Annotated in this window: 15 protein-coding genes; 6 read left to right on the top strand and 9 right to left on the bottom strand. The window is 66.5% G+C overall.

What is annotated here, in order from left to right; genetic code table 11:
* Positions 1–7: 7 nt before the first annotated feature.
* The 3 genes from QX128_RS17625 to QX128_RS17615 all read right to left on the bottom strand — a co-directional run bounded on the left by QX128_RS17625 (position 8) and on the right by QX128_RS17615 (position 4345).
* The gene (locus QX128_RS17625; protein WP_316238066.1) at positions 8–1624 is read right to left on the bottom strand and encodes an acyl-CoA carboxylase subunit beta; all 1617 of its coding nucleotides are present in this window, start codon (positions 1622–1624) and stop codon (positions 8–10) included.
* 140 nt (positions 1625–1764) lie between these two features.
* Positions 1765–3363, bottom strand: a complete 1599-nt coding sequence (locus tag QX128_RS17620; RefSeq protein ID WP_315801669.1) for an AMP-binding protein — start codon at positions 3361–3363, stop codon at positions 1765–1767.
* 115 nt (positions 3364–3478) lie between these two features.
* A complete protein-coding gene (locus QX128_RS17615; protein ID WP_316238065.1) occupies positions 3479–4345 on the bottom strand; it encodes a 3-keto-5-aminohexanoate cleavage protein in 867 nt (288 codons plus the stop codon).
* 189 nt (positions 4346–4534) lie between these two features.
* On the opposite strand from QX128_RS17615, the gene QX128_RS17610 reads away from it, so the two are divergent.
* Complete coding sequence (locus tag QX128_RS17610; RefSeq protein ID WP_316238064.1) at positions 4535–7120, top strand: cation-translocating P-type ATPase; 2586 nt, start codon at positions 4535–4537, stop codon at positions 7118–7120.
* Here QX128_RS17610 and QX128_RS17605 read toward each other — a convergent pair.
* The 4 genes from QX128_RS17605 to QX128_RS17590 form a co-directional block, all read right to left on the bottom strand.
* Positions 7087–7881, bottom strand: coding sequence for a helix-turn-helix domain-containing protein (locus tag QX128_RS17605; protein WP_316179432.1), 795 nt, complete (start codon positions 7879–7881; stop codon positions 7087–7089). The two genes, QX128_RS17610 and QX128_RS17605, sit on opposite strands and share 34 nt — an antisense overlap.
* Before the next feature lie 177 nt (positions 7882–8058).
* Positions 8059–8715 carry a glutathione S-transferase family protein gene (locus QX128_RS17600; protein WP_316238063.1) on the bottom strand — a complete coding sequence of 219 codons (657 nt, stop codon included), beginning with the start codon at positions 8713–8715 and terminating at the stop codon, positions 8059–8061.
* The gene (locus QX128_RS17595; RefSeq protein ID WP_316238062.1) at positions 8715–9884 is read right to left on the bottom strand and encodes an acyl-CoA dehydrogenase family protein; all 1170 of its coding nucleotides are present in this window, start codon (positions 9882–9884) and stop codon (positions 8715–8717) included. Before QX128_RS17595 ends, QX128_RS17600 begins: the two co-directional genes overlap by 1 nt.
* Before the next feature lie 176 nt (positions 9885–10060).
* A complete protein-coding gene (locus QX128_RS17590; protein ID WP_316238061.1) occupies positions 10061–11200 on the bottom strand; it encodes an acyl-CoA dehydrogenase family protein in 1140 nt (379 codons plus the stop codon).
* 269 nt (positions 11201–11469) lie between these two features.
* On the opposite strand from QX128_RS17590, the gene QX128_RS17585 reads away from it, so the two are divergent.
* A complete protein-coding gene (locus QX128_RS17585) occupies positions 11470–12702 on the top strand; it encodes an ABC transporter substrate-binding protein (RefSeq protein WP_316179363.1) in 1233 nt (410 codons plus the stop codon).
* Between the two features lie 1161 nt (positions 12703–13863).
* On the opposite strand, the gene QX128_RS17580 is transcribed toward QX128_RS17585, so the two are convergent.
* Positions 13864–14637 (bottom strand): helix-turn-helix transcriptional regulator, encoded by a 774-nt coding sequence (locus QX128_RS17580; protein WP_315801676.1) that lies wholly within the window; start codon positions 14635–14637, stop codon positions 13864–13866.
* A 200-nt stretch (positions 14638–14837) separates the two neighbouring features.
* Between QX128_RS17580 and QX128_RS17575 the strand changes: the two genes are divergently transcribed.
* The 4 genes from QX128_RS17575 (at position 14838) to QX128_RS17560 (ending at position 19485) form a co-directional block, all read left to right on the top strand.
* On the top strand, positions 14838–17105 hold the full coding sequence (locus QX128_RS17575) for a marine proteobacterial sortase target protein (protein WP_316238060.1): 2268 nt from the start codon (positions 14838–14840) through the stop codon (positions 17103–17105).
* Between the two features lie 100 nt (positions 17106–17205).
* Positions 17206–17775, top strand: coding sequence for a class GN sortase (locus QX128_RS17570; RefSeq protein WP_316238059.1), 570 nt, complete (start codon positions 17206–17208; stop codon positions 17773–17775).
* Between the two features lie 114 nt (positions 17776–17889).
* On the top strand, positions 17890–18606 hold the full coding sequence (locus tag QX128_RS17565; RefSeq protein WP_316238058.1) for a DUF1614 domain-containing protein: 717 nt from the start codon (positions 17890–17892) through the stop codon (positions 18604–18606).
* A gap of 57 nt (positions 18607–18663) precedes the next feature.
* Positions 18664–19485: an MlaD family protein gene (locus tag QX128_RS17560; RefSeq protein WP_316238057.1), complete on the top strand. Its 822-nt coding sequence runs from the start codon at positions 18664–18666 to the stop codon at positions 19483–19485.
* A 29-nt stretch (positions 19486–19514) separates the two neighbouring features.
* Here QX128_RS17560 and QX128_RS17555 read toward each other — a convergent pair whose 3' ends face one another.
* Positions 19515–19856, bottom strand: a complete 342-nt coding sequence (locus tag QX128_RS17555; protein ID WP_316238056.1) for a zinc ribbon domain-containing protein — start codon at positions 19854–19856, stop codon at positions 19515–19517.
* Positions 19857–19870 lie beyond the last annotated feature (14 nt).

Raw genomic sequence — 19870 nt, 5'->3', positions numbered from 1 at the left:
TCTCCGCTCATGGCCTGGACACCGAGAATTGCATGCGCTGCGGCCGTCGCGCCTCCGCCTCGCGGCAGATCGCCAGCACCTCCGACAGCACCGCGCGGGTGTCGCGCGGATCGATCACGCCGTCGTCGAGCACGCGCGCCGAGGTCGCAAATACGTCCATCTGGCTGTCGAACACGCCGATGATCTGCGCCTTCATGGCGTCGAGCTTCTCGCGCTCCACCGGCTTGCCGCGGCGGGCCGCGGCCGCTTCGGTCACGATCGCCATCGTCTCCGCCGCCTGCTCACCACCCATCACGGCGGTCTTGGCGTTGGGCCAGGAGAAGCAGAAGCGCGGGTGGAACCCACGGCCACACATGCCGTAATTGCCGGCGCCGAACGAGGCGCCGCAATAGAGCGTGATCTGCGGCACGGTCGCCGAGGTCACCGCCTGGATCATCTTGGAGCCGTGCTTGATCATGCCGGCCTCCTCATAGGCGCGGCCGACCATGTAGCCTGTGGTGTTGTTGAGATAGAGGATCGGCGTTCGGCTCTGGCAACAGGACTGGATGAAGTGCGTCGCCTTGTTGGCGCCCGCCGGATCGAGCGGGCCGTTGTTGGTGACGATGCCGATCGCCTGCCCCTCGACGCGGGCATGGCCGCACACCGTGGCCGGTCCGTAGTTCGGAGCCATCTCGACGAAGTCACTGTCGTCGACGATGCGCGCAATGACCTGGCGCATGTCAACGGGACGCTTGTGGTCGAGCGGCATGATGCCGAGCAGCTCCTCCTGATCGTAGCGCGGCGGCTTGACCGGCGATGGCTCCTGCGATGGCCGGTCCCAGTTGAGCTTGCCCATGATCTCGCGCGCGATGCGCAGCGCGTCGCGATCGTCCTCGGCGAGATAGTCGCCGAGCCCGGAGATCGAGGTGTGCATCTCGGCGCCGCCGAGCTCCTCCTCGGTGGCGATCTCCCCGGTCGCGGCCTTCAGCAGCGGCGGTCCGGCGAGGAAGGCGCGGGTGCGGCCGCGCACCATGACGATGTAGTCGGACAATCCGGTCTGATAGGCACCGCCCGCGGTCGACGAACCATGCGTCACGGTGACCACCGGCAGGCCGGCCGCCGAGAGTCGCGCCAGGTTGCGAAAGATGTTGCCGCCGCGGACGAAATCCTCGACGCGGTAGCGCAGCAGGTTGGCGCCGGCGCTCTCGACGAGCTGCACGTAGGGCAGCTTGTTCTCCAGCGCCAGCTCCTGCACGCGCAAGGTCTTGTCGAGGCCGTAAGGCTGCAGCGCGCCGGCATCGATGCCGGCGTCGTTGGCCGAGACCATGCAGCGCACGCCGGCGACGAAGCCGATACCCGCAATGACGCCGCCACCCGGCACGCTCTTGGCCGGGTCCGGCGTATCGAACATGTAGCCGGCAAGCGTCGACAGCTCGAGGAACGGCGCGCCAGGGTCGAGCACCAGGGCGACGCGCTCGCGCGGCAGCAACTGGCCGCGCTGATGGAAGCGCTCCTTGGCCGCCGCGGAGGCATTGCGCGCGCGCGCCTCGAGATCGCGCATCCGCGCGATCAGGCCGAGCATGCCGTCACGGTTGGCCTGGAAGGCGGCGCCGGACGGAGAGATGGTGTTGTCGATCACAGCCACGAACGAGGTTCTCTCTTTTGGCCGTCATTCCGGGGCGCGCGAAGCGCGAGCCCGGAATCCATACTCCCGATGGTGGTTATGGATTCCGGGCCTGGCCCTCCGGGCCATCCCGGAATGACGGCGGAAGTCGTTGATACAACTCACGCGCTCTTCGCCGCGAAATGCTCGCCATAGGCCTGGCGCAGCTCGACCTTGCGCAGCTTGCCGGTGGCCGTCATCGGCATCTCCTCGAGCACCCGCACCAGCTTCGGCACCTGGAAGCCGCCGAGCGACTTGCGGCAGTGCTCGAGCAGTTCGGTCTCGCTGGCCTGCGCGCCGGGCTTGAGCTTGACGAAGGCCGAGACGGCCTCGCCCCATTGCGGATGCGGCAGGCCGACGACGGCGGCATTCTGCACCGCCGGATGCGCCAGCAGGGTCTCCTCGATCTTGACCGAGGCGACGTTCTCGCCGCCGGACTTGATCATGTCCTTCTTGCGGTCGAGGAACAGCACCTCGCCGTTGTCGATGACCGCGAGATCGCCGGTGTGGTGCCAGCCGAACTTGCGGGCGTCCTCGGTCGACTTCGGATCCTTGTAGTAGCCCAACATCACGTTCGGCCCGCGATGCACCAGCTCGCCGATCTCGCCCGGCGGCAGCAGATTGCCGGCATCGTCCATGATCGCGGTCTCGTTGACGAATAGCGACTCGCCCCAGTAGTTGCCGAAGCGGTTGAGCTGGACCTCGGGCCGCGACATCGTCGTCGCGGGATACATCTCGGTCTGGCCGCTGGTCAGCGCGAAGTTCGGACACAGCTCCTTGATCGCGCGCTCGAGCAGCGGCCGGCCCATCGGCGCCATGGTGTAGAGGCAGGTGCGCAGATGCGAGAGGTCGAACTCCTTGCGCCGCGGATGATCGAGGATGGCCTGGTACATCAACGGCAGACCGACGAACACGGTCAGCCGATCGCGCACGATCGCCTCCATGCAGGCGACCGGGTCGAAGCCGCGCATCAGCGCCATGCGGCCGCCGACCGAGAGATAGCTGAGCAGCAGCACGTGGCCGGCACAGTGGAACAGCGGGAACTGCCCGGTGATGCCGTCGTCACGCGAGAGCTGCATCTCGATGCAGTTGCTCATCACGGCCATCACCACGGCGAGGTGACAGTGCATCGCGCCCTTCGGCCGCGACGTCGTGCCCGACGTGTAGATGATCATCGCGAGATCGCGGTCGTTGATCTCGATCTCGGGCTCGACGTCCGAATGCCCCTGGATGAGGTCGTTGAAGCTGGCAAGCCCCGCGGTCCTCGCCGTCCCGGTGAGATCGACGGCGATCAGCTCGACGCCGCGCTGTTCCAGCGCCGCCCGCCGCTCCGGCTGCGCAAACAGATTGTCGTCGATGAGCGCGAAGCGGACCTCGGCGTGGCCGAGGATGTAGTCCATGTCGGCGGGCCCGAGCATCGTATTGATCGGCACCCAGACGAGACCGGCGCGATGGATGCCGAACAGCGCTTTGACGAACTCGATCGAGTTGTTGCAGACGGTCGAGATTGTCTCGCCCGGCTTCAGCCCCTTGGCGAGGAGATGGTTCGCGAACCGGTTGGCATCGCGCTCGAGCTCGGTGAACGTCACCTGGCGGCCGCCATCGGTGATCGCAACCCGATCCGGGAAGCGCCGCGCCGCGCGCTTCAAGAGATCGCCGATCGCAACCCGGCCGATCCGGCCCGGACCGGGCACGCCGCCGGTGGTCTCAAGATTGGTCATTGATTTACTCCTCCCCATCGGCGTCATTGCGAGGAGCGCAGCGACGAAGCAATCCAGAGCCCCGCCCACGACTCTGGATTGCTTCGCTGCGCTCGCAATGACGGAGCACTTCGCATCAGTTGACGGTGCCGAACATCCGCCGCGCCTCGGCGGGGCTTGCGATCTCGCGGCCCGCCCGCCTTGCGCAGGCGGCGATCGCCTCGATCAATTGGCCGTTCGAGGTCACCTTGGTGCCGTCGGCGAGATAGAACGTGTCCTCCAGTCCGGTGCGGAGATGGCCGCCGAGCTCGGCGCAACGCTGGTGCAGCGGCCAGATCTCGGCGCGGCCGATCGCGGTGACCTGCCAATGCGCCTCGGCGAGCTTCAGCTTGAGCAGGATCGGCAGCAACTCGGGATCAGCCGGCATGCCCGACGCGACGCCCATCACGAAGTTGTATTCGAGCGGGCCGTCATACATGCCGGTCTGGCGATACATCCCGACACAGCGCACGATGCCGACATCGAAGCATTCGAACTCCGGGATCGTTTGCGCGTCCTTCATCGCGGCGAGATAGTCCTGGATCTTCTCCACCGAGTTGTCGAACATCATCGGCGGCCAGGCCCAATTGTTGTCGGCCTTGACCTTGAGGTAGTTCAGCGAGCCGGCATTGCAGGCCGCGATCTCCGGCCGGGTCTGCCGGATGCAGTCGAGCGCACCTTGATAGTCCGGTCCCGATACGCCCGAGGTGTGATTGATGATCACGCCAGGACAGGCCTCCCGGATCGCCTGCTGGATCTCGCGGGAGACGTCGACGTCCCAGGACGGCAGATGCCCCTTGCCGGGCGCCTGCTGACGCAGATGGATGTGCATGATGGCGGCGCCAGCGTCATAGGCGCGCCGCGCCTCGCGCGCCATCTCCTCGGGCGTGACCGGCACGTGATGCTGCCTGGGATCGGTGAGCACGCCGTTCAGCGCGCAGGTGATGACGGCTTTGTCGCTCATGGCACTCGTTCGATGGGCTGCGCGCAGGCGGCGCTGTGCTGATAGGGTCCGTATATGACGGTCGCACGCCGGGATCTGCTTGCGTTGACTCGCTGGTGACAAGCAGCGCAACCGGATATTGCTTTGCATCAAGTCCGCGGCCGGAAACGGCGCTAAGCGGTTCCTGCTTCTCCTCCTTACGGGCGTGCAATGTCGACCGACCCACAACCTGCGCCAATGTTTCCCGATGGCTTGAGCGCGGCGGAAGCCGCGCGCCGGCTGCAGACGGAGGGCTTCAACGAGCTGCCGCAAGCAGGCTCGCGCTCGATCCTGCGCCTCGTCGCCGACGTTCTGAAGGAACCGATGCTGCTCCTGCTGCTGGGTGGCGCCGGGATCTATCTCGCGCTGGGCGACATGGCCGAGGCGATCCTGCTCGGCGTGTTCGCCTCGGCCTCCGTCTTCATCACCATCGTGCAGGAGGCGCGGACCGAGCGCGTGCTGGAATCGCTGCGCGACCTGTCCAGCCCGCGCGCCCTGGTGATCCGCGACGGCGAGCGCATCCGCATCGCCGGCCGCGAGGTGGTGCGCGGCGATCTCATCGTGCTCTCGGAGGGCGATCGCGTCGCAGCCGATGCGGTGCTGCGCGACTGCGACGATCTGCTCACGGATGAATCGCTGTTGACAGGCGAATCCGTGCCGGTGCGCAAGCGGCCGGCCGCCGGCGAAGCGATGGACGCGGCAACCGTGGCCGGCGGCGACGACCAGCCCTTCGTCTTCTCCGGCAGCCTGGTGGTGCGCGGCGGCGGCATCGCCGAGGTGATGGCGACAGGGCCGCACACGGCGATCGGCAGGATCGGCCAGTCGGTGACCGCGCTCGAGACCGAGACGCCGCGGCTGCGGCAGCAGACCCGGCGCCTGGTGGTGGCGTTCGCGATCGGCGGCGCCATCGTGGTTGCGATCACGGTCGTGCTCTATGCGATGTACCGCGGCGGCTGGCTGGAGGGAATCCTCGCCGGCATCGCGCTGGGCATGTCGATGCTCCCTGAGGAATTCCCGGTGGTGCTGACGGTGTTCCTGGCGATGGGCGCCTGGCGCATCTCGCAGGCGCGGGTGCTGACGCGGCGCGCCTCGGCAATCGAATCGCTCGGCGCCGCCACCGTGCTGTGCTCCGACAAGACCGGCACCCTGACGCAAAACCGCATGATGGTGGCCCGGCTGGTGCTGCCGGACGGCGGCGTGCTGCAGCCTGCGACGGCGACGCCGGAAGCCATCGCACCGCCGTTCCGCGATCTCGTCGCCACCGCCGTGCTCGCCTGCGACCCGCAGTCGCATGATCCGATGGAGAAGGCGCTTCACGCGCTCGGCGCCGACGCCACCGCGGGCGCCACGTTGCAGCGGCGCTACGGTTTGCGCCCCGACCTGCTGGCGATGACCAACGTCTGGTCGCGCGACGGCGCCGGTGTCGCGGCGGCCAAGGGTGCTCCGGAAGCGATCGCGAAGCTGTGCGGCGTCGACGGCGGCGCGCTGGCGGCGCTGCAGGCGCGCGTCGAGACGCTCGCCGCCGAGGGCCTGCGCGTGCTCGGCGTCGCCGAGGCGAGCTGGAGCGGCGAGGCGCTCCCCGACGCGCAGCAGGACTTCGCGTTCTCATTCCGCGGTCTCGTCGGCTTCGCCGACCCGCTGCGCCCGGAGGTGAAGGATGCCGTCGCCGAGTGCCGCGCCGCCGGCGTCCGCGTCATCATGATCACCGGCGACTATCCCGCGACGGCCACCGCCATTGCGCGGCAGGCCGGGATCGATCCCGAGCGCGTCATCGCGGGCCCCGAGCTTGCCGATCTCGACGACGACGCCCTGGCGCTTGCGGCGCGCGCGCCGACGGCGTTCGCGCGCATCATGCCGGAGCAGAAGCTGCGCATCGTCACCGCGCTCAAGGCCGACGGCGAGATCGTCGCGATGACCGGCGACGGCGTCAACGACGCGCCGTCGCTCAAGGCCGCGCATATCGGCATCGCCATGGGCGGCCGCGGCACCGACGTCGCGCGCGAGGCCTCGGCGATCGTGCTGCTCGACGATGATTTCGGCTCGATCGTCAAGGCGATCCGGCTCGGCCGGCGCATCTACGATAATCTGCGCAAGGCGATGAGCTTCATCCTCGCCGTGCACTTTCCCATCGCCGGGCTGGCGCTGCTGCCGCTCGTCACGGGCCTGCCGCTGCTGCTCGGACCCGTGCACATCGCGTTTCTCGAGATGATCATCGATCCCGTCTGCTCGCTGGTGTTCGAGGCCGAGACCGAGGAGAGCGACATCATGCGGCGGCCGCCGCGCGATCCGCAGGAGCCTTTGCTGCCGCGGCCGCTGGTGCTGTGGGGGGCGTTGCAGGGCATCCTGGCGATGCTCGCCACGGGTGGCGTACTGCTGCTTGCACACCGCAATGGCATGCCGGACGACGAGCTCCGCGCGCTGGTGTTCTTCAGCCTGGTGTCGGTGATCGTCAGCCTGATCTTCGTCAACCGCTCGTTCTCGAGCTCGCTGCGCGAGGCGCTGCTGCGGCCGAACCGCATGCTGCTGCTGGTGATCGGCTTCGTCGTCGCCGTGCTCGCGACAAGTCTGACGCTGCCTGCCGCTGCGGCGCTGTTCCGGTTCGGACCGCTGCACGCCGACGATCTCGCGCTGACTGCAGCCGCCGCGATCACGACGCTGATCATGCTCGAACTGTCGAAGTTTCCGCTGCGCGCCGCCCTGTCGCGGCGCGCGGACAAGCCGGATCAGGTGGTCAAGGCCGCCTCGCCGGCGCGGTAGATCGCGAGATCGCGCGAGCCGGAGAAGATCGCGCGCGGCTTCAGCCCGTAGAAGCGGCGGATCGAGTGGCTGAAATGCGTGGAATCGGGATAGCCGATGTCCTGCGCGAGATGCGCCAGGTTGAGGTCCTGGTTGGCGTAGTTGAGCAGATGCCGCGCGCGCTTCCAGGCGCGGAACGAGCGGAAGGAGATGTCGGTCTCCTCCTTGAACAGATGCAGGAAGCGCGACGTCGAGAGCCCGACGGCGGCGGCGCAGCTCTCGGCGGTCGCCGGCTCGCCGGAGAAGCGGCTGATCAGGCCGATCGCCTTGACCACGCGGGGATCGAGCGTCCGCTGCGGCAGCACCTCGCCGAAGCACAGCCGGTCGAACACGGCGCTGGTGACGTCGCCGCTCAGCGGCCGCTGCACCAGCTCCTCATAGGCGGCGCGGATGCGGCAGGCATAGGCCTCCGCCTCGCGCGCGACCTTGCTGGCGAAGCGGTCCAGGGTGCCGATCGGCACGCTCTCCGGCTCGATCGTCACGACGATGACGGTGCGATAATCACTCTCGATCGTGTGCTGCCTGTTGGGCGGCACGACCAGCAGCTCGCCGCAACGCTCCTCGCCGCCATCGGGAATCAGCCGCAGGCTGCCGGTGAGCGCGACGTAGATATGGCACGCGCCCGAGCAGCGCTGGCGCGGACGGCCGAGCAGCCCGGCGTAGAAGACGCGCTCGGGCGTGATCAGCATGAGATGGCCGGAGTCCCGGCGCGTCACGTCCATGGTCTTCACATCCATGGTCTTCCTCCTGAGGCGCGGCTCTGTCGGCCGCTTCTTTGGAAGAGAACCATAGCGCAATTCGCGTCGCTGTCATCGGCGATGACTGCCGATTTTTGTCGCGGTTAACCCAGTGCTCAAGGATGCATCCGTCATCCGGGACGCCCGAATGACGTGCGCAACTCACGGCCTGACACGCGGCTTGATGCCCTGCTCCACGCCTGCACGCTGCTCGGCAGCGCGCGCCCTCTGGTAGCCATCGCGCTGCTGCAGGCGCGCCCAATAGGCCGCCACATTCGGCCCGAACTCCTTGGAAAGGCCGAGCGTGTCGGCGAGCCGCAGCGCATAGCCGATCACGATGTCGGCCGCGGTGAAACGACCGGCGCACAAGAACTCGGCATTCGCGGTCGCTGCCTCCACCGCGCGCAGCCGGCCCAGGAACCATTTGGCATAGTCGGCGGCGACTTGCGACGAACGACGCTCTTCCGGCTCGAGCTGAGTGTATCGCAATACCAGCGTCTGCGGGAACGTCAGCGTCGCGTCGGAGAAATACATCCAGTTCAGGAACGCACCGTAGGCCGCCTCCTCAGGTCCGACCATCAGCGGCGTCGGGCCGTGCTTGATGCCGAGATAGTGACAGATGCCGGAAGACTCCGTCATCTTCGTCTCGCCGTCGATCAGAAGCGGGATCGTGCCGAGCGGATTGATCGCCAGATACTCCTTCGCCAGCACCCGCGGCGGGAACGGCAGCATCTTCAACTCGTAGTTCAGCTCAAGCTCTTCCAACATCCACAGCGGGCGGAACGAACGCGCGCCGTCGCAATGATACAGCGTGATCATCAGGCGTTCCCCGCTTTGCCGGTGCCGGGCAAGGTCCCCATCATCTTGCACAGGATGGTCAACATCACCTCGTCGGCGCCGCCGCCGATCGAGCTCAGGCGCGAATCGCGATAGGCGCGGCTGACCGGGGTCTCGTTCATGAAGCCCATGCCGCCCCAATATTGCAGGCAGGCGTCGGTGAGCTCGCGGCCGAGCCGGCCGGTCTTGAGCTTCACCATGGTTGCGAGCCGCGTCACGTCCTCGCCGGCGATCATCGCCTCCGCGGCCTGATAGGTCAGTGCGCGCAGCAGCTCGACCTCGGTCTGCATCTCCGCGAGCTTGAAGTGGACGACCTGGTTGTCGAGGATCGAGCGGCCGAAGGCCTTGCGGTTGCGCGTGTACTCGATGGTCGCATTGATGATCGCCTCATGCGCCTTGAGGCAGGCGGCGCCGGCCCACAGCCGCTCCTCCTGGAACTGCATCATCTGATAGGTAAAACCCTGCCCCTCCTCGCCGACGCGGTTGCGCTTGGGCACCCGGACATTGTCGAAGAAGATCTGCGCGGTGTCGGACGAGCGCATGCCCATCTTGTCGAGCTTGCGCGCGACCTGCACGCCCTTGCTCTTCATCGGCACGCAGATCAGCGACTTGTTGCGATGGACAGGTCCGTCGCTGGTGTTGGCGAGCAGGCAGATGAAATCGGCCTGGGTACCGTTGGTGATCCACATCTTGCCGCCATTGATGACGTAGTCGTCGCCATCGGAGCGCGCCTGGGTCTTGATCGAGGCGACGTCGGAGCCGGCACCGGGCTCGGACACGCCGATGCAGGCGACGTAGTCGCCTGAGATGGCTGGCGCCAGGAACTCCTTGCGCACCTCGTCGGAGCCGAACCGCGCCAGCGCCGGGGTCGCCATGTCGGTCTGCACACCGATCGCCATCGGGATCGCGCCGCAATTGATGGCGCCGAGCTCTTCCGCCATCATCAGCGCGTAGGAATAGTCCAGCCCCTGGCCGCCGAACTCGACCGGCTTGTTGAGGCCGAGAAAGCCGAGGTCGCCGAGCTTCTTGAACAGCTCATGCGCGGGGAAGATGCCAGCCTCCTCCCATGCGTCGACGTGAGGATTGATCTCGGCGGCGATGAACTTCTGCAGGATGCGGCGCGGTTCGTCGTGGTCGGCGGTGAAGAGCATTCTTCCTCGAGCTCCTGTCGTCTCTTTTCTTGACGTCATGGCCGGGCTTGTCCCGGCCATCCACGTCGTTGTTCTTGTGTGGCAAGCACCGTGGATACCCGGGCTCCGCCGCGCCGAAGGGGCTTTGGCCCCGCAGGCGGGTCAAGCCCGGGCATGACGAGCGAAGAGAGCGCTGCTCACAATCCCATCTGTCGGCTCGCCAGGTCCTTCATGATCTCCTCGGTGCCGCCGCCGATCGCATTGACCTTCACCTCGCGATAGATCCGCTCCACGCGGATGCCGCGCATGAACCCGGCGCCACCGAAGATCTGCACCGCTTCGGAGGCGCAGTAGGCCATCGTCTGCGTCGCCTGGTTCTTCATCATGCAAATCTCGGCGACCGGATTGTCGCCCTGTTCGAGCCGCCACGCCAGCATTTCCAGCATCGCCTGCGACGCCGCCACGCGCTGCGCCATGTCGACCAGCTTGTGGCGGATGACCTGGTGCTGCGCGAGCGGCTTGCCGAAGGTGTGGCGCTCCCGGGCGTAGGAGATCGCATCGTCGAGGCAGACACGGGCGTAGGCCGTGCAGCTCGCCGCCATGCCCATCCGCTCGCTGTTGAAATTGTGCATGATCAGCTTGAAGCCCTGCCCTTCCTCTCCGATCAGGTTCTCGACGGGCACGCGGCAGCCGTCGAAATGCAGGGTCGCCGTGTCCGACGCCCACCAGCCCATCTTGTCGAGCCTGGTGCGCGTCAGCCCCGGCGTGTCGCCGGGCACGAGCAGCAGACTGACGCCCGCCGGCCCCGGTCCGCCGGTGCGCACCGCGACGGTGATGTAGTCGGCCCGCATCCCGGAGGTGATGAATGTCTTCTCGCCGCTGACGACATAATGATCGCCGTCGCGGACGGCCCTGGTCCTGAGATTGGCAACGTCAGAGCCACCGCTCGGCTCGGTGATCGCCAGCGCCGAGATCTTGCGCCCCGCAAGAATCTCCGGCAGCACGCGCGCCCTCACCTGCGGCTGCGCGGCGCGCGCGATCGGCGGCGCGCCGATCGTATGGCTCATCAGGCTGGCACTGATGCCGCCGGCCCCCGCACGCGCCAATTCCTGCGACGATACGATCTTCATGAACTGGTCGGCCGGCACGCCGCCGAATTCCTCCGGGAAGCCGAGCCCAAGCAGGCCGATCTCCGCCGCCTTCAGATACAGCGCGCGCGGAAATTCGCCGGCCTCGTCCCACGCGCTCGCGAACGGCGCGATCTCCTTGTCGACGAAGCGCTTGATGACGTCGCGGAAGGCCTCGTGCTCGGCCGTATAGAACGGGCTTTTCGTCATGGCGGTGCCGGGAGGATCCTGCTTCGTGCGCCTCAGAAGATGCGCCGGAAACGCCCGTATCAACTTGCGTGGAGTGGCTGGCTGGCAAAATCACCTGCGGCGCGCCCGGTCGGCCCGGCCGGCTTCCCAGGGCCAGCGCCTGGACGCAAGACAGTGCATTGCACACATCTGCCCACTCGTTGTGGTGAGCGGCCTTGCACGGTCGCCATCGCCGCAGGCCAAGAGCAAGAACGACAATCACGAAAATTCAACCAGAGGAAGCCCAGGGAATGTTGCCGATGACGACCAGGACACTGCTCTCATTCGCGGCCGCGGCCGCCTTTTCCGTACTGGCGAGCCAGAGCGCCCTTGCGCAAAAGAAATACGACACCGGCGCCACCGACACCGAGATCAAGATCGGCAATGTCGAGGCCTATAGCGGCCCGGCCTCGGCCTACGGCATCATCGGCAAGACCGAGGAAGCCTATTTCAAGATGATCAACGACCAGGGCGGCATCAACGGTCGCCGGATCAACTTCATCTCCTATGACGACGGCTACAGCCCGCCGAAGACGGTCGAGCAGGTGCGCAAGCTGATCGAGAGCGACGAGGTGTTCCTGGTGTTCAACGCGCTGGGCACGCCGACCCAGACCGCCGTGCAGAAATATCACAACGCCAAGAAGGTGCCGCAGCTGTTCCTCGCCACCGGCGCCAGCAAGTGGAACGACCCCAAGGAATTTCCGTGGACGATGGGTTTCCAGCCCAGCTACCGCGTCGAGGCGCGGATCTTCGCCAAGTATATCTTGAAGGAAAAGCCGAACGCGAAGATCGCGATCTTCTATGCCAATGACGATTTCGGCAAGGACTATGTCCTCGGCATCAAGGAGGTACTGGGCGACAAGGCCAAGACCATGATCGTGGCCGAGGAGAGCTACGAGACCTCGGAGCCGTCGATCGATGCTCATATCGTCAAGCTGAAGGGCACCGGCGCCGACGTGTTCGTCAACATCGCGACCCCGAAATTCGCGGCCCAGGCGATCAAGAAGATCGCCGAGCTCGAGTGGAAGCCGATGCACCTGATGACCGACGTCTCGATCTCGATCGGCGCCGTGATGAAGCCGGCCGGCCTCGAAGCCTCCGAGGGCGTGCTCTCCGCCGGCTATCTCAAGGACCCGTCGGATCCGCAGTGGAAGGACGACGAGGGCATGAAGAAGTTCATGGCCTTCATCGACAAGTACATGCCCGGCGCCAACATCTCCGACGCCAACCTCGCCTATGGCTATGCCGCGGCGCAGACCATGGTGCAGACCCTGAAGCAGTGCGGCGACACTCTGACCCGCGAGAACGTCATGAAGCAGGCCGCCAGCCTGAAGGATTTCGCGCCGGATACCCTGATCCCCGGCATCAAGGTCAACACCGGCCCCAACGACTTCGCCCCGATCGAGCAGCTCAAGATGATGCAGTTCAAGGGCGGCAAGTGGGACCTGTTCGGCGACATCATCAGCGCGGATGTCGGGGGATAGCAGCGTCGCTGCGGCGCCTCACTCGGAATCGTCTAACGGCGCGCCGCATCGCTTGAGCCCCCCTCTCTCTACGCCGACGATCGGCTCCCCTCCCCCTTGCGGGGGGGGTTGGGGGTGGGGGTCTCCGCACTCCAAAGGCCGTGAAGGGCACAGCGCATTTCGGCGCCGCAACCACCCCCCAGAACAATTCCTTCTCATCACCCCAATACTTCGAGCGGTCTTCGTGGACCCCCACCCCCGACTCCTCCCCGCACGGGGGAGGGGAGCAGACTGCCCGTGACGCAACGTTCTGCCATCCAAAAACTTCTTGCTATTTTTCCGAATCCATGATCATCTCTCGACATCCCGCCTCACCGCAGAGGGGCGTTGCGCGCGATCGTCACGACACGCGAGGCGGGGATGCGGTGGCCGCGAGAGATCGCAGCGTCTTCTCACGAGGGCGCGGACGAACGATCGCTTGCGGACGTGAAGTCGCAGCGTCCTGACACCCCGAAGCTGGTGTCTCCCGCGCAACGCGCAAGCATTGTCGCGGCATGGTGGCCAACAAGCCGGTGCACCAGGGAGACTGCGTATAAGCGTTCAACCCATCGCGCAGGGAATGCCGGCGTGCTCGGCTTTGCCTGTGGTACCTGCCGCCTGCATTTTTTTCGCAGGCGGGCCATGGGTGAGGCCTTCACCCGGCATTCCCTGCGCCCTCTGCACGTGAAGAGGGACGGACTGATTGAAACCTCGGGCGAGTGTCGCCGCGAGACTGCGATGACACGTCCTTAGTCGATTGTCTGCTGATCGATCCGATCTGTCGTTGAGACGTTCGGCTGCTTGAACGTCGCGCTGTTTGATCCCGTGAATCCGCCTCACCCCACCGCCGTCGTCCCGGACAAGCCGTGACGCGCGAAGCGCGGCACGGTGCCGATCCGGGACCCATACTCCGCGGCGGTGATGTGGCGCGAAAAAGCCAATGACCAGCCGGACTCAAACCGCACCCTGGGGGTATGGGTCCCGGCGTTCGCCGGGACGACGCTGCATGGCTAGAAGCACGGCGGCAACTACAAACTCCGTCATTGCGAGCGAAGCGAAGCAATCCAGGGCCGAGTTCACGACTCTGGATTGCTTCGTCGCTTCGCTCCTCGCAATGACGGTGGTTAGTCGTGTGCCCAAATCTCACGGCACGCCCTGCACGAACAGCGCAAACGGCTCCTCGACGGTCTTGCGCAGGTGCTCGCGATAAAAACCATAGTGCGGATCGTCAGCACCGAGTCTGCCGAAGCTCGGCTCCACCACATTGCGCAGCGGGAGCAGCGCGATCGGCGCGGCGATCGGGGTCAGCAGCGAGCCGCGGCCCGCCAGGAGCGTCGTGATGATGCCGTACATCTCGCCGGTGATGGTCGGCCTGGAGACCGTGATCAGGCGGTGCTGGCCGTGGCGGTTGGTGACGAGGTAGACGAAGCCGGACTGGTTTGGCACGGCAACCTCGCCGAACTGCGTGAACGCCGCATCGAGCCGCGCGCCTTCGCGAAACGTCAGCGACGACGCGGCATCGTCCCAGACGATGTCGGTGCGGTAGGCGTAGATCGCGTCCTTGTCGCCGAATGACGGGCGCAAGGTGACGTAGGTGCCCTCGATCCACTCCACAGCCCGCCGCGAATAGGAGCCGAGGCTGTCGGGTGCAATGCCGCCGCTCGCGGCAGGCGCGGCGAGAGGTGCGCTCGGCGCCTTGCGCAGGGACATGCCGAGCGCCTGCTCGAGCCTGACAATGGTGGCGAGCGTGAACGGGCGGCGGCCGCCGAGCGCCTTCTCGAGGGTCGAGAGGCTCAGCTTGGCCTGCTCCGCCAGCGCTTGCCGCGACATCCGGCGCCGCGCGATCTCCTCGCGGACGGTCTCGGCGACCTGCCGGCTCTGCTCGTCGGAAAGCTCGCTGTTGTCCGGTATCGACATCCTGTCCCCTGCCGCGTGATGCGCACCTCTTCTAGCAGACGGACAAATCAGCACAAACCCGGACAGATCAGCCGCGCTCTCGACCACGACAGGACATGCGCGGGCGGGCGGCGGCCGAACAAGACCGACCATTCCGCTCGCGGTGCCGGCGCGCTGCGCCCAGTCTCGGCCTGCCGAATTTGTTCGTTGCGGAGGCAATGATGAGCGAGACAATGGACCACGATATCAGAAGCAGCACCCATCCGGTCAGGTCATGGATCGTGACCATGCTGCTATTCCTGCTGCTCCAGGCCGCCGCCGTGCTGCTGGTCGGCTTCACGGCGCTGTTTCTCAGCGTCACCCCTGGCTGGTCCGCCGAAGGGCCATTGGCGCCGCTGACCAGGCCGGGCGACGCCCGCTCCGGCGCACTGCTGTTCAAGTCCGACGGCCGCTATGCCGAGGCGCCGCGGCTCGGCATCGATGTCGACATCGTCGTCTCCGGCCCGACCGCGCGGGCGCGCGTGACGCAGCTGTTCAAGAACACCAGCTCGCAATGGATGGAGGCGGTCTATGTCTATCCGCTGCCACCCGACAGCGCGGTCGACACACTGAAGATGATCGTCGGCGACCGCGTCGTGGTCGGCGACATCAAGCCGCGCGAACAGGCCAAGGTGATCTATGAGCAGGCCAAGCGCGACGGCAAGACCGCGGCGCTCACCGAGCAGGAGCGACCGAACATCTTCACCAACTCGCTCGCCAATATCGGCCCCGGCGAGACCGTGCTGGTGCAGATCGAATATCAGCAGCCGGTGGCCGCGAGCGGCGGCGAGTTCTCGCTGCGGGTGCCGCTGGTCGTGGCGCCGCGCTACAATCCGGCGCCGATCGTGCAGAGCGTCGATCTGCGCCCGGGCGGCAACGGCTGGGGCGCAGCGAGCAACGATCCCGTGCCTGATCGCGACCGCATCTCGCCGGAGGTGCTCGACCCAGCCAAGACCGATCCGGTCAATCCGACGAGGATCACGGTGCGGCTGCAGGCGGGCTTCGCCATCGGCGAGGTCAAGAGTCACCATCACCAGGTGACGATCGACAGCCCCGATGCGAAGACGCGTGTCGTGACGCTCGCCGAGGGCGTGGTGCCGGCCGATCGCGATTTCGAGCTGACCTGGAAGCCGGCGGCCGCCGCGACGCCGTCGGTCGGCCTGTTCCACGAGCAGGTCGGCGATGCCGACTATCTGCTCGCCTTCGTCACGCCTCCCGCAGTGACGGCGTCGGCACAGCGTCCGCAGCCGCGCGACGTGATCTTCGTGATCGACAATTCCGGCTCGATGGGCGGCACCTCGATCCGCCAGGCCAAGGCCAGCCTGCTCTATGCGCTGAACCGCCTGCAGCCGGGCGACCGCTTCAACGTGATCCGCTTCGACGACACCATGACCGTGCTGTTTCCCGCCTCGGTGCCGGCCGATGCCGAGCATGTCGGCAGCGCGACCAGCTTCGTCAGTGCGCTCGACGCGCGCGGCGGCACCGAGATGGTGCCGGCGATGCGCGCGGCGCTCACCGACGACGGCAGCGACTCCGACCGCGTGCGTCAGGTGGTGTTTCTGACCGATGGTGCCATCGGCAACGAGCAGCAGCTGTTCGAGACCATCACCGCGATGCGCGGCCGCTCGCGCATCTTCATGGTCGGCATCGGCTCGGCGCCGAACACCTATCTGATGACGCGCGCCGCCGAGCTCGGACGCGGCGCCTTCATCCATATCGGTTCGGTCGAGCAGGTCGAGGACCGCATGCGCGATTTGTTCGCCAAGCTGGAGAACCCGGTGGTGACTGGGCTGAGCGCGACGTTCTCCGAAGCCTCTGCCGACCTCACGCCCACGGTGCTGCCGGACGTCTATCGCAACGAGCCGCTGGTGCTGGCCGCCAAAATCGATCGCCTCGCCGGATCGCTGCAGCTCAAGGGCCGCATCGGCGACCAGCCCTGGACCATCACGCTGCCGCTGTCCGGCGCCGCCGAGGGCAAGGGCCTCTCAAAGCTGTGGGCGCGGCGCAAGATCGGCGATGCCGAGGTGGCGAAGACGATGCGGCAGATGACGCCGGAGGAAGCCGACGGCGCCATTCTGAAGCTCGCGCTGGAGCACCAGCTGGTGAGCCGCCTGACCAGCCTCGTCGCCGTCGACAAGACGCCGCGCCGTCCCGACGGCGAGCCACTGAGGCTCGCCGAACTGCCGATCAACCTGCCGGCCGGCTGGGACTACGAGAAGGTGTTCGGCGAACGCGGCCGGATTCCGGCGATGCAGAAGGAGCGCCGCGCTGAAGCAGACCACGACGTCCAGCTCGCCGCGCTGAAGCGGCCGGTGGTGCCGGCAGCGCCGGCGACGGTCACGCTGCCGAAGACGGCGACCGATGCGGAGCTCAGCATGCTGCTCGGGTTGGGCCTGCTGATGCTCGAACTGATCTGGCTCGTCGCGATCAGGCGGCGGGCGGCCAACTAAGCAATGTCGTCATTGCGAGGAGCGAAGCGACGAAGCAATCCAGGGGCTGCACAACGACTCTGGATTGCTTCGCTTCGCTCGCAATGACGGAGGAGAGAGAATGCCACGATTTGTCATCCCGCTCGCAGTCGCGCTTGTCGGCCTCATCCTGTTCGGCCACGGCGCCCTCATCCATGCCAAGGCGATCGTGGCGCAGGTGCTGCTCGATCGCGCCTTCACCCGGACCATTGCGACCGGCCATGCGGTCAAGCCATGGTCCTGGGCCGACACCGTCCCGGTCGCGCGCATCGAGGTGAAGAGCCTCGGCGTCTCCACCATCGCGCTGGCCGGCTCGAGCGGCCAGGCACTCGCCTTCGGCGCCGGCCATGTCGAGGGCACGGCCGAGCCGGGCGAGACCGGAATCGCCGTCTATTCCGCCCATCGCGACACGCACTTCCGCTTCCTGAAGGACGTCAGCATCGGCGACGAGATCGACATCGTCAGGCGCGACGGCAAGACCTTCCGCTATCGCGCCGACGGGGCCAGCGTCGTGCGTTTCGATGCGTCCGGCATCGATCCGGACACCGAACGCCCTGAGCTCGTGCTCTCCACCTGCTGGCCGTTCGACGCGCTGACACAGGGCCCGGAGCGCTACGTGCTGCACGCCACGCTGATCGCGTCTGAAGAATGAACGAGACCATGGCTGCCCTTGGGAACTAGGCGCCGAATGACCATTTGTCACCCTGTCGCCCGCGTGAGATGATCCTGCGCGGGCAGCACGGTCCATCATCGAAGCGCTTTCGACATGCATTCCCAGATCCAATATCTGCCGATCACGCCCGTATTCTTTGCGATCCTGGTGCTCGCCTTCGGCGTCCTGATCGTCCTGATCCAGTTCGGCATCCTGCGCTACGCCTACATGAAGCTCGGCGTCAGCTCGGGCACCGCGATGCTGCTGCTGTTCGGCTCGCTGGTCGGCAGCTATTTCAACATCCCGATCACCATGCTGCCTGGGCAGGTCGCGCGCTCTGGCGAGATCATCGACTTTTTCGGCATGCAATATGTCGTGCCGTTGGTGCATCAATGGCCGGGTACTCTGCTCGCCGTGAATGTCGGCGGCGCGGTGATCCCGACGATCATGTCGACCTATCTCATGCTGCGCTACCAGCTCTGGCTGCGCGCCGCGATCGCGGTGCTGGTGATCGCCGTGATCATCCACGCGATGGCGACGCCGGTGCAGGGCGTCGGCATCGCCGTGCCGGTGTTCGCGCCGGTGGTCGTGACCGCGATCCTGGCGTTCCTGCTGTCGCGCGAATATGCCGCGCCGCTGGCCTATATCGGCGGCTCGATGGGCACGCTGGTCGGCGCCGACCTGATGAACCTCGACAAGATCGGCAGCCTCGGCGCGCCCGTGGCCTCGATCGGCGGCGCCGGGACGTTCGACGGCATTTTTCTCACCGGTATCCTGGCGGTGCTGCTGGCCGGCCTCGCCGCGCCCTCCCGGCCGGGCCTCGCGCGCTGAGCTTTCAACCGGGAGACATTGCGGCTAAAATCGAGCAGAGGCAGCAGTGGACACGGAATGCGCGCGATCAATCTTATCGTGGGAACCCTGACGATCGCGGCCGTCGCGGCCGGGATCAGCGGCGTCCTGATCAAGCAGAAGCGCCGCATCGCCGAGCAGCGCAGCACCATGCGCGTGGTGTTCGACGGCGGTTCGGCGGCCGGCCTCCGCAAGGGCGGGCCGGTGAATTTCGATGGCGTGCAGGCCGGGCAGATCCTCTCGATCAATCTCGAGAGCCCGCGCAAGATCGTTGCCATGATCACGCTCGACAAGTCAGCGCCGATCCGCAAGGACACCACAGCGGGCATCGAGTTCCAGGGCCTGACCGGTATCGCTGCGATCTCGCTGGTCGGCGGCGCGCCGACCGCTCCGCCGGTGCCGCTGGATCGCGACGGCGTGCCGGTGCTGACGGCCGACCTCAAGGACCAGGAGACGATGGTCGAGACGGTGCACAACATCGACAAATACGTCGTCAGCAACGCACCGGCGATCAAGCAAGCGCTGCAGACGTTCGAAACGGAGACCGCCTCGCTGCAGGCCAAGACCGCCGCCTTCGACTCTGCGATCGACAAGGCCGAGGATGTCTTCAAGGGCTTCGATACGCTGGTCACCAAGATCGACGGCGCCATTCCCGGGTTCGCGGACGGCAATCCGGGCCAGTTGTTCGACCAGATCAAGTCCATGCGCGAGCTCGTCGACAGCTTCAAGCGCAAGTCCGCCAAGGTGATCGACGAGGGCCGCAAGACGCTGGTCGACATCAGCGACGGCGCCAATGCGATGAGCGTCAAGTTCGGCGGCCAGCCCGCGCCGGGACCACGCCGGGTGCCGGCCTCACGCTGAGGGGCGGACACGCCGCCCCTCGCGTTCGTTCAGTGGCTGATCATCCAGGGGCGCGCCGTCGGAAAGCCCTTGGCGCCGCTCCTGGACTTGGTCATCAGCCGCGGCGATTTCTTCGGCGAGCAGCAGCCGCAGGCCGGCCCATGCTTGGCCTTGTACTCGGCAACCGTCTGCGGCGCGTGGCGGCTGCGCTCGTTGGTCGCATGCGCCGTGCGCCGCTCCGCCGGCATGCAGGCGAAGGCGGGCGCGGTGAGGATCACCCGCGGCGCCATGTCCTGGCATTGCGGACAGACCTGCGGCTCGTCACATTCCGACATCGGGCGCATGTCGGTGAAGGGGCCGCATTCGTCACAGAGATATTCATAGACCGGCATTGTCTCGTCTCCTG

The organism is Bradyrhizobium sp. SZCCHNR1015 (genome assembly GCF_032489875.1).
In the GTDB taxonomy this organism is placed as follows: Bacteria; Pseudomonadota; Alphaproteobacteria; order Rhizobiales; family Xanthobacteraceae; genus Bradyrhizobium.
Note: the sequence above shows the minus strand (reverse complement) of the source record. Positions and strands in the feature narration are given on the sequence as shown.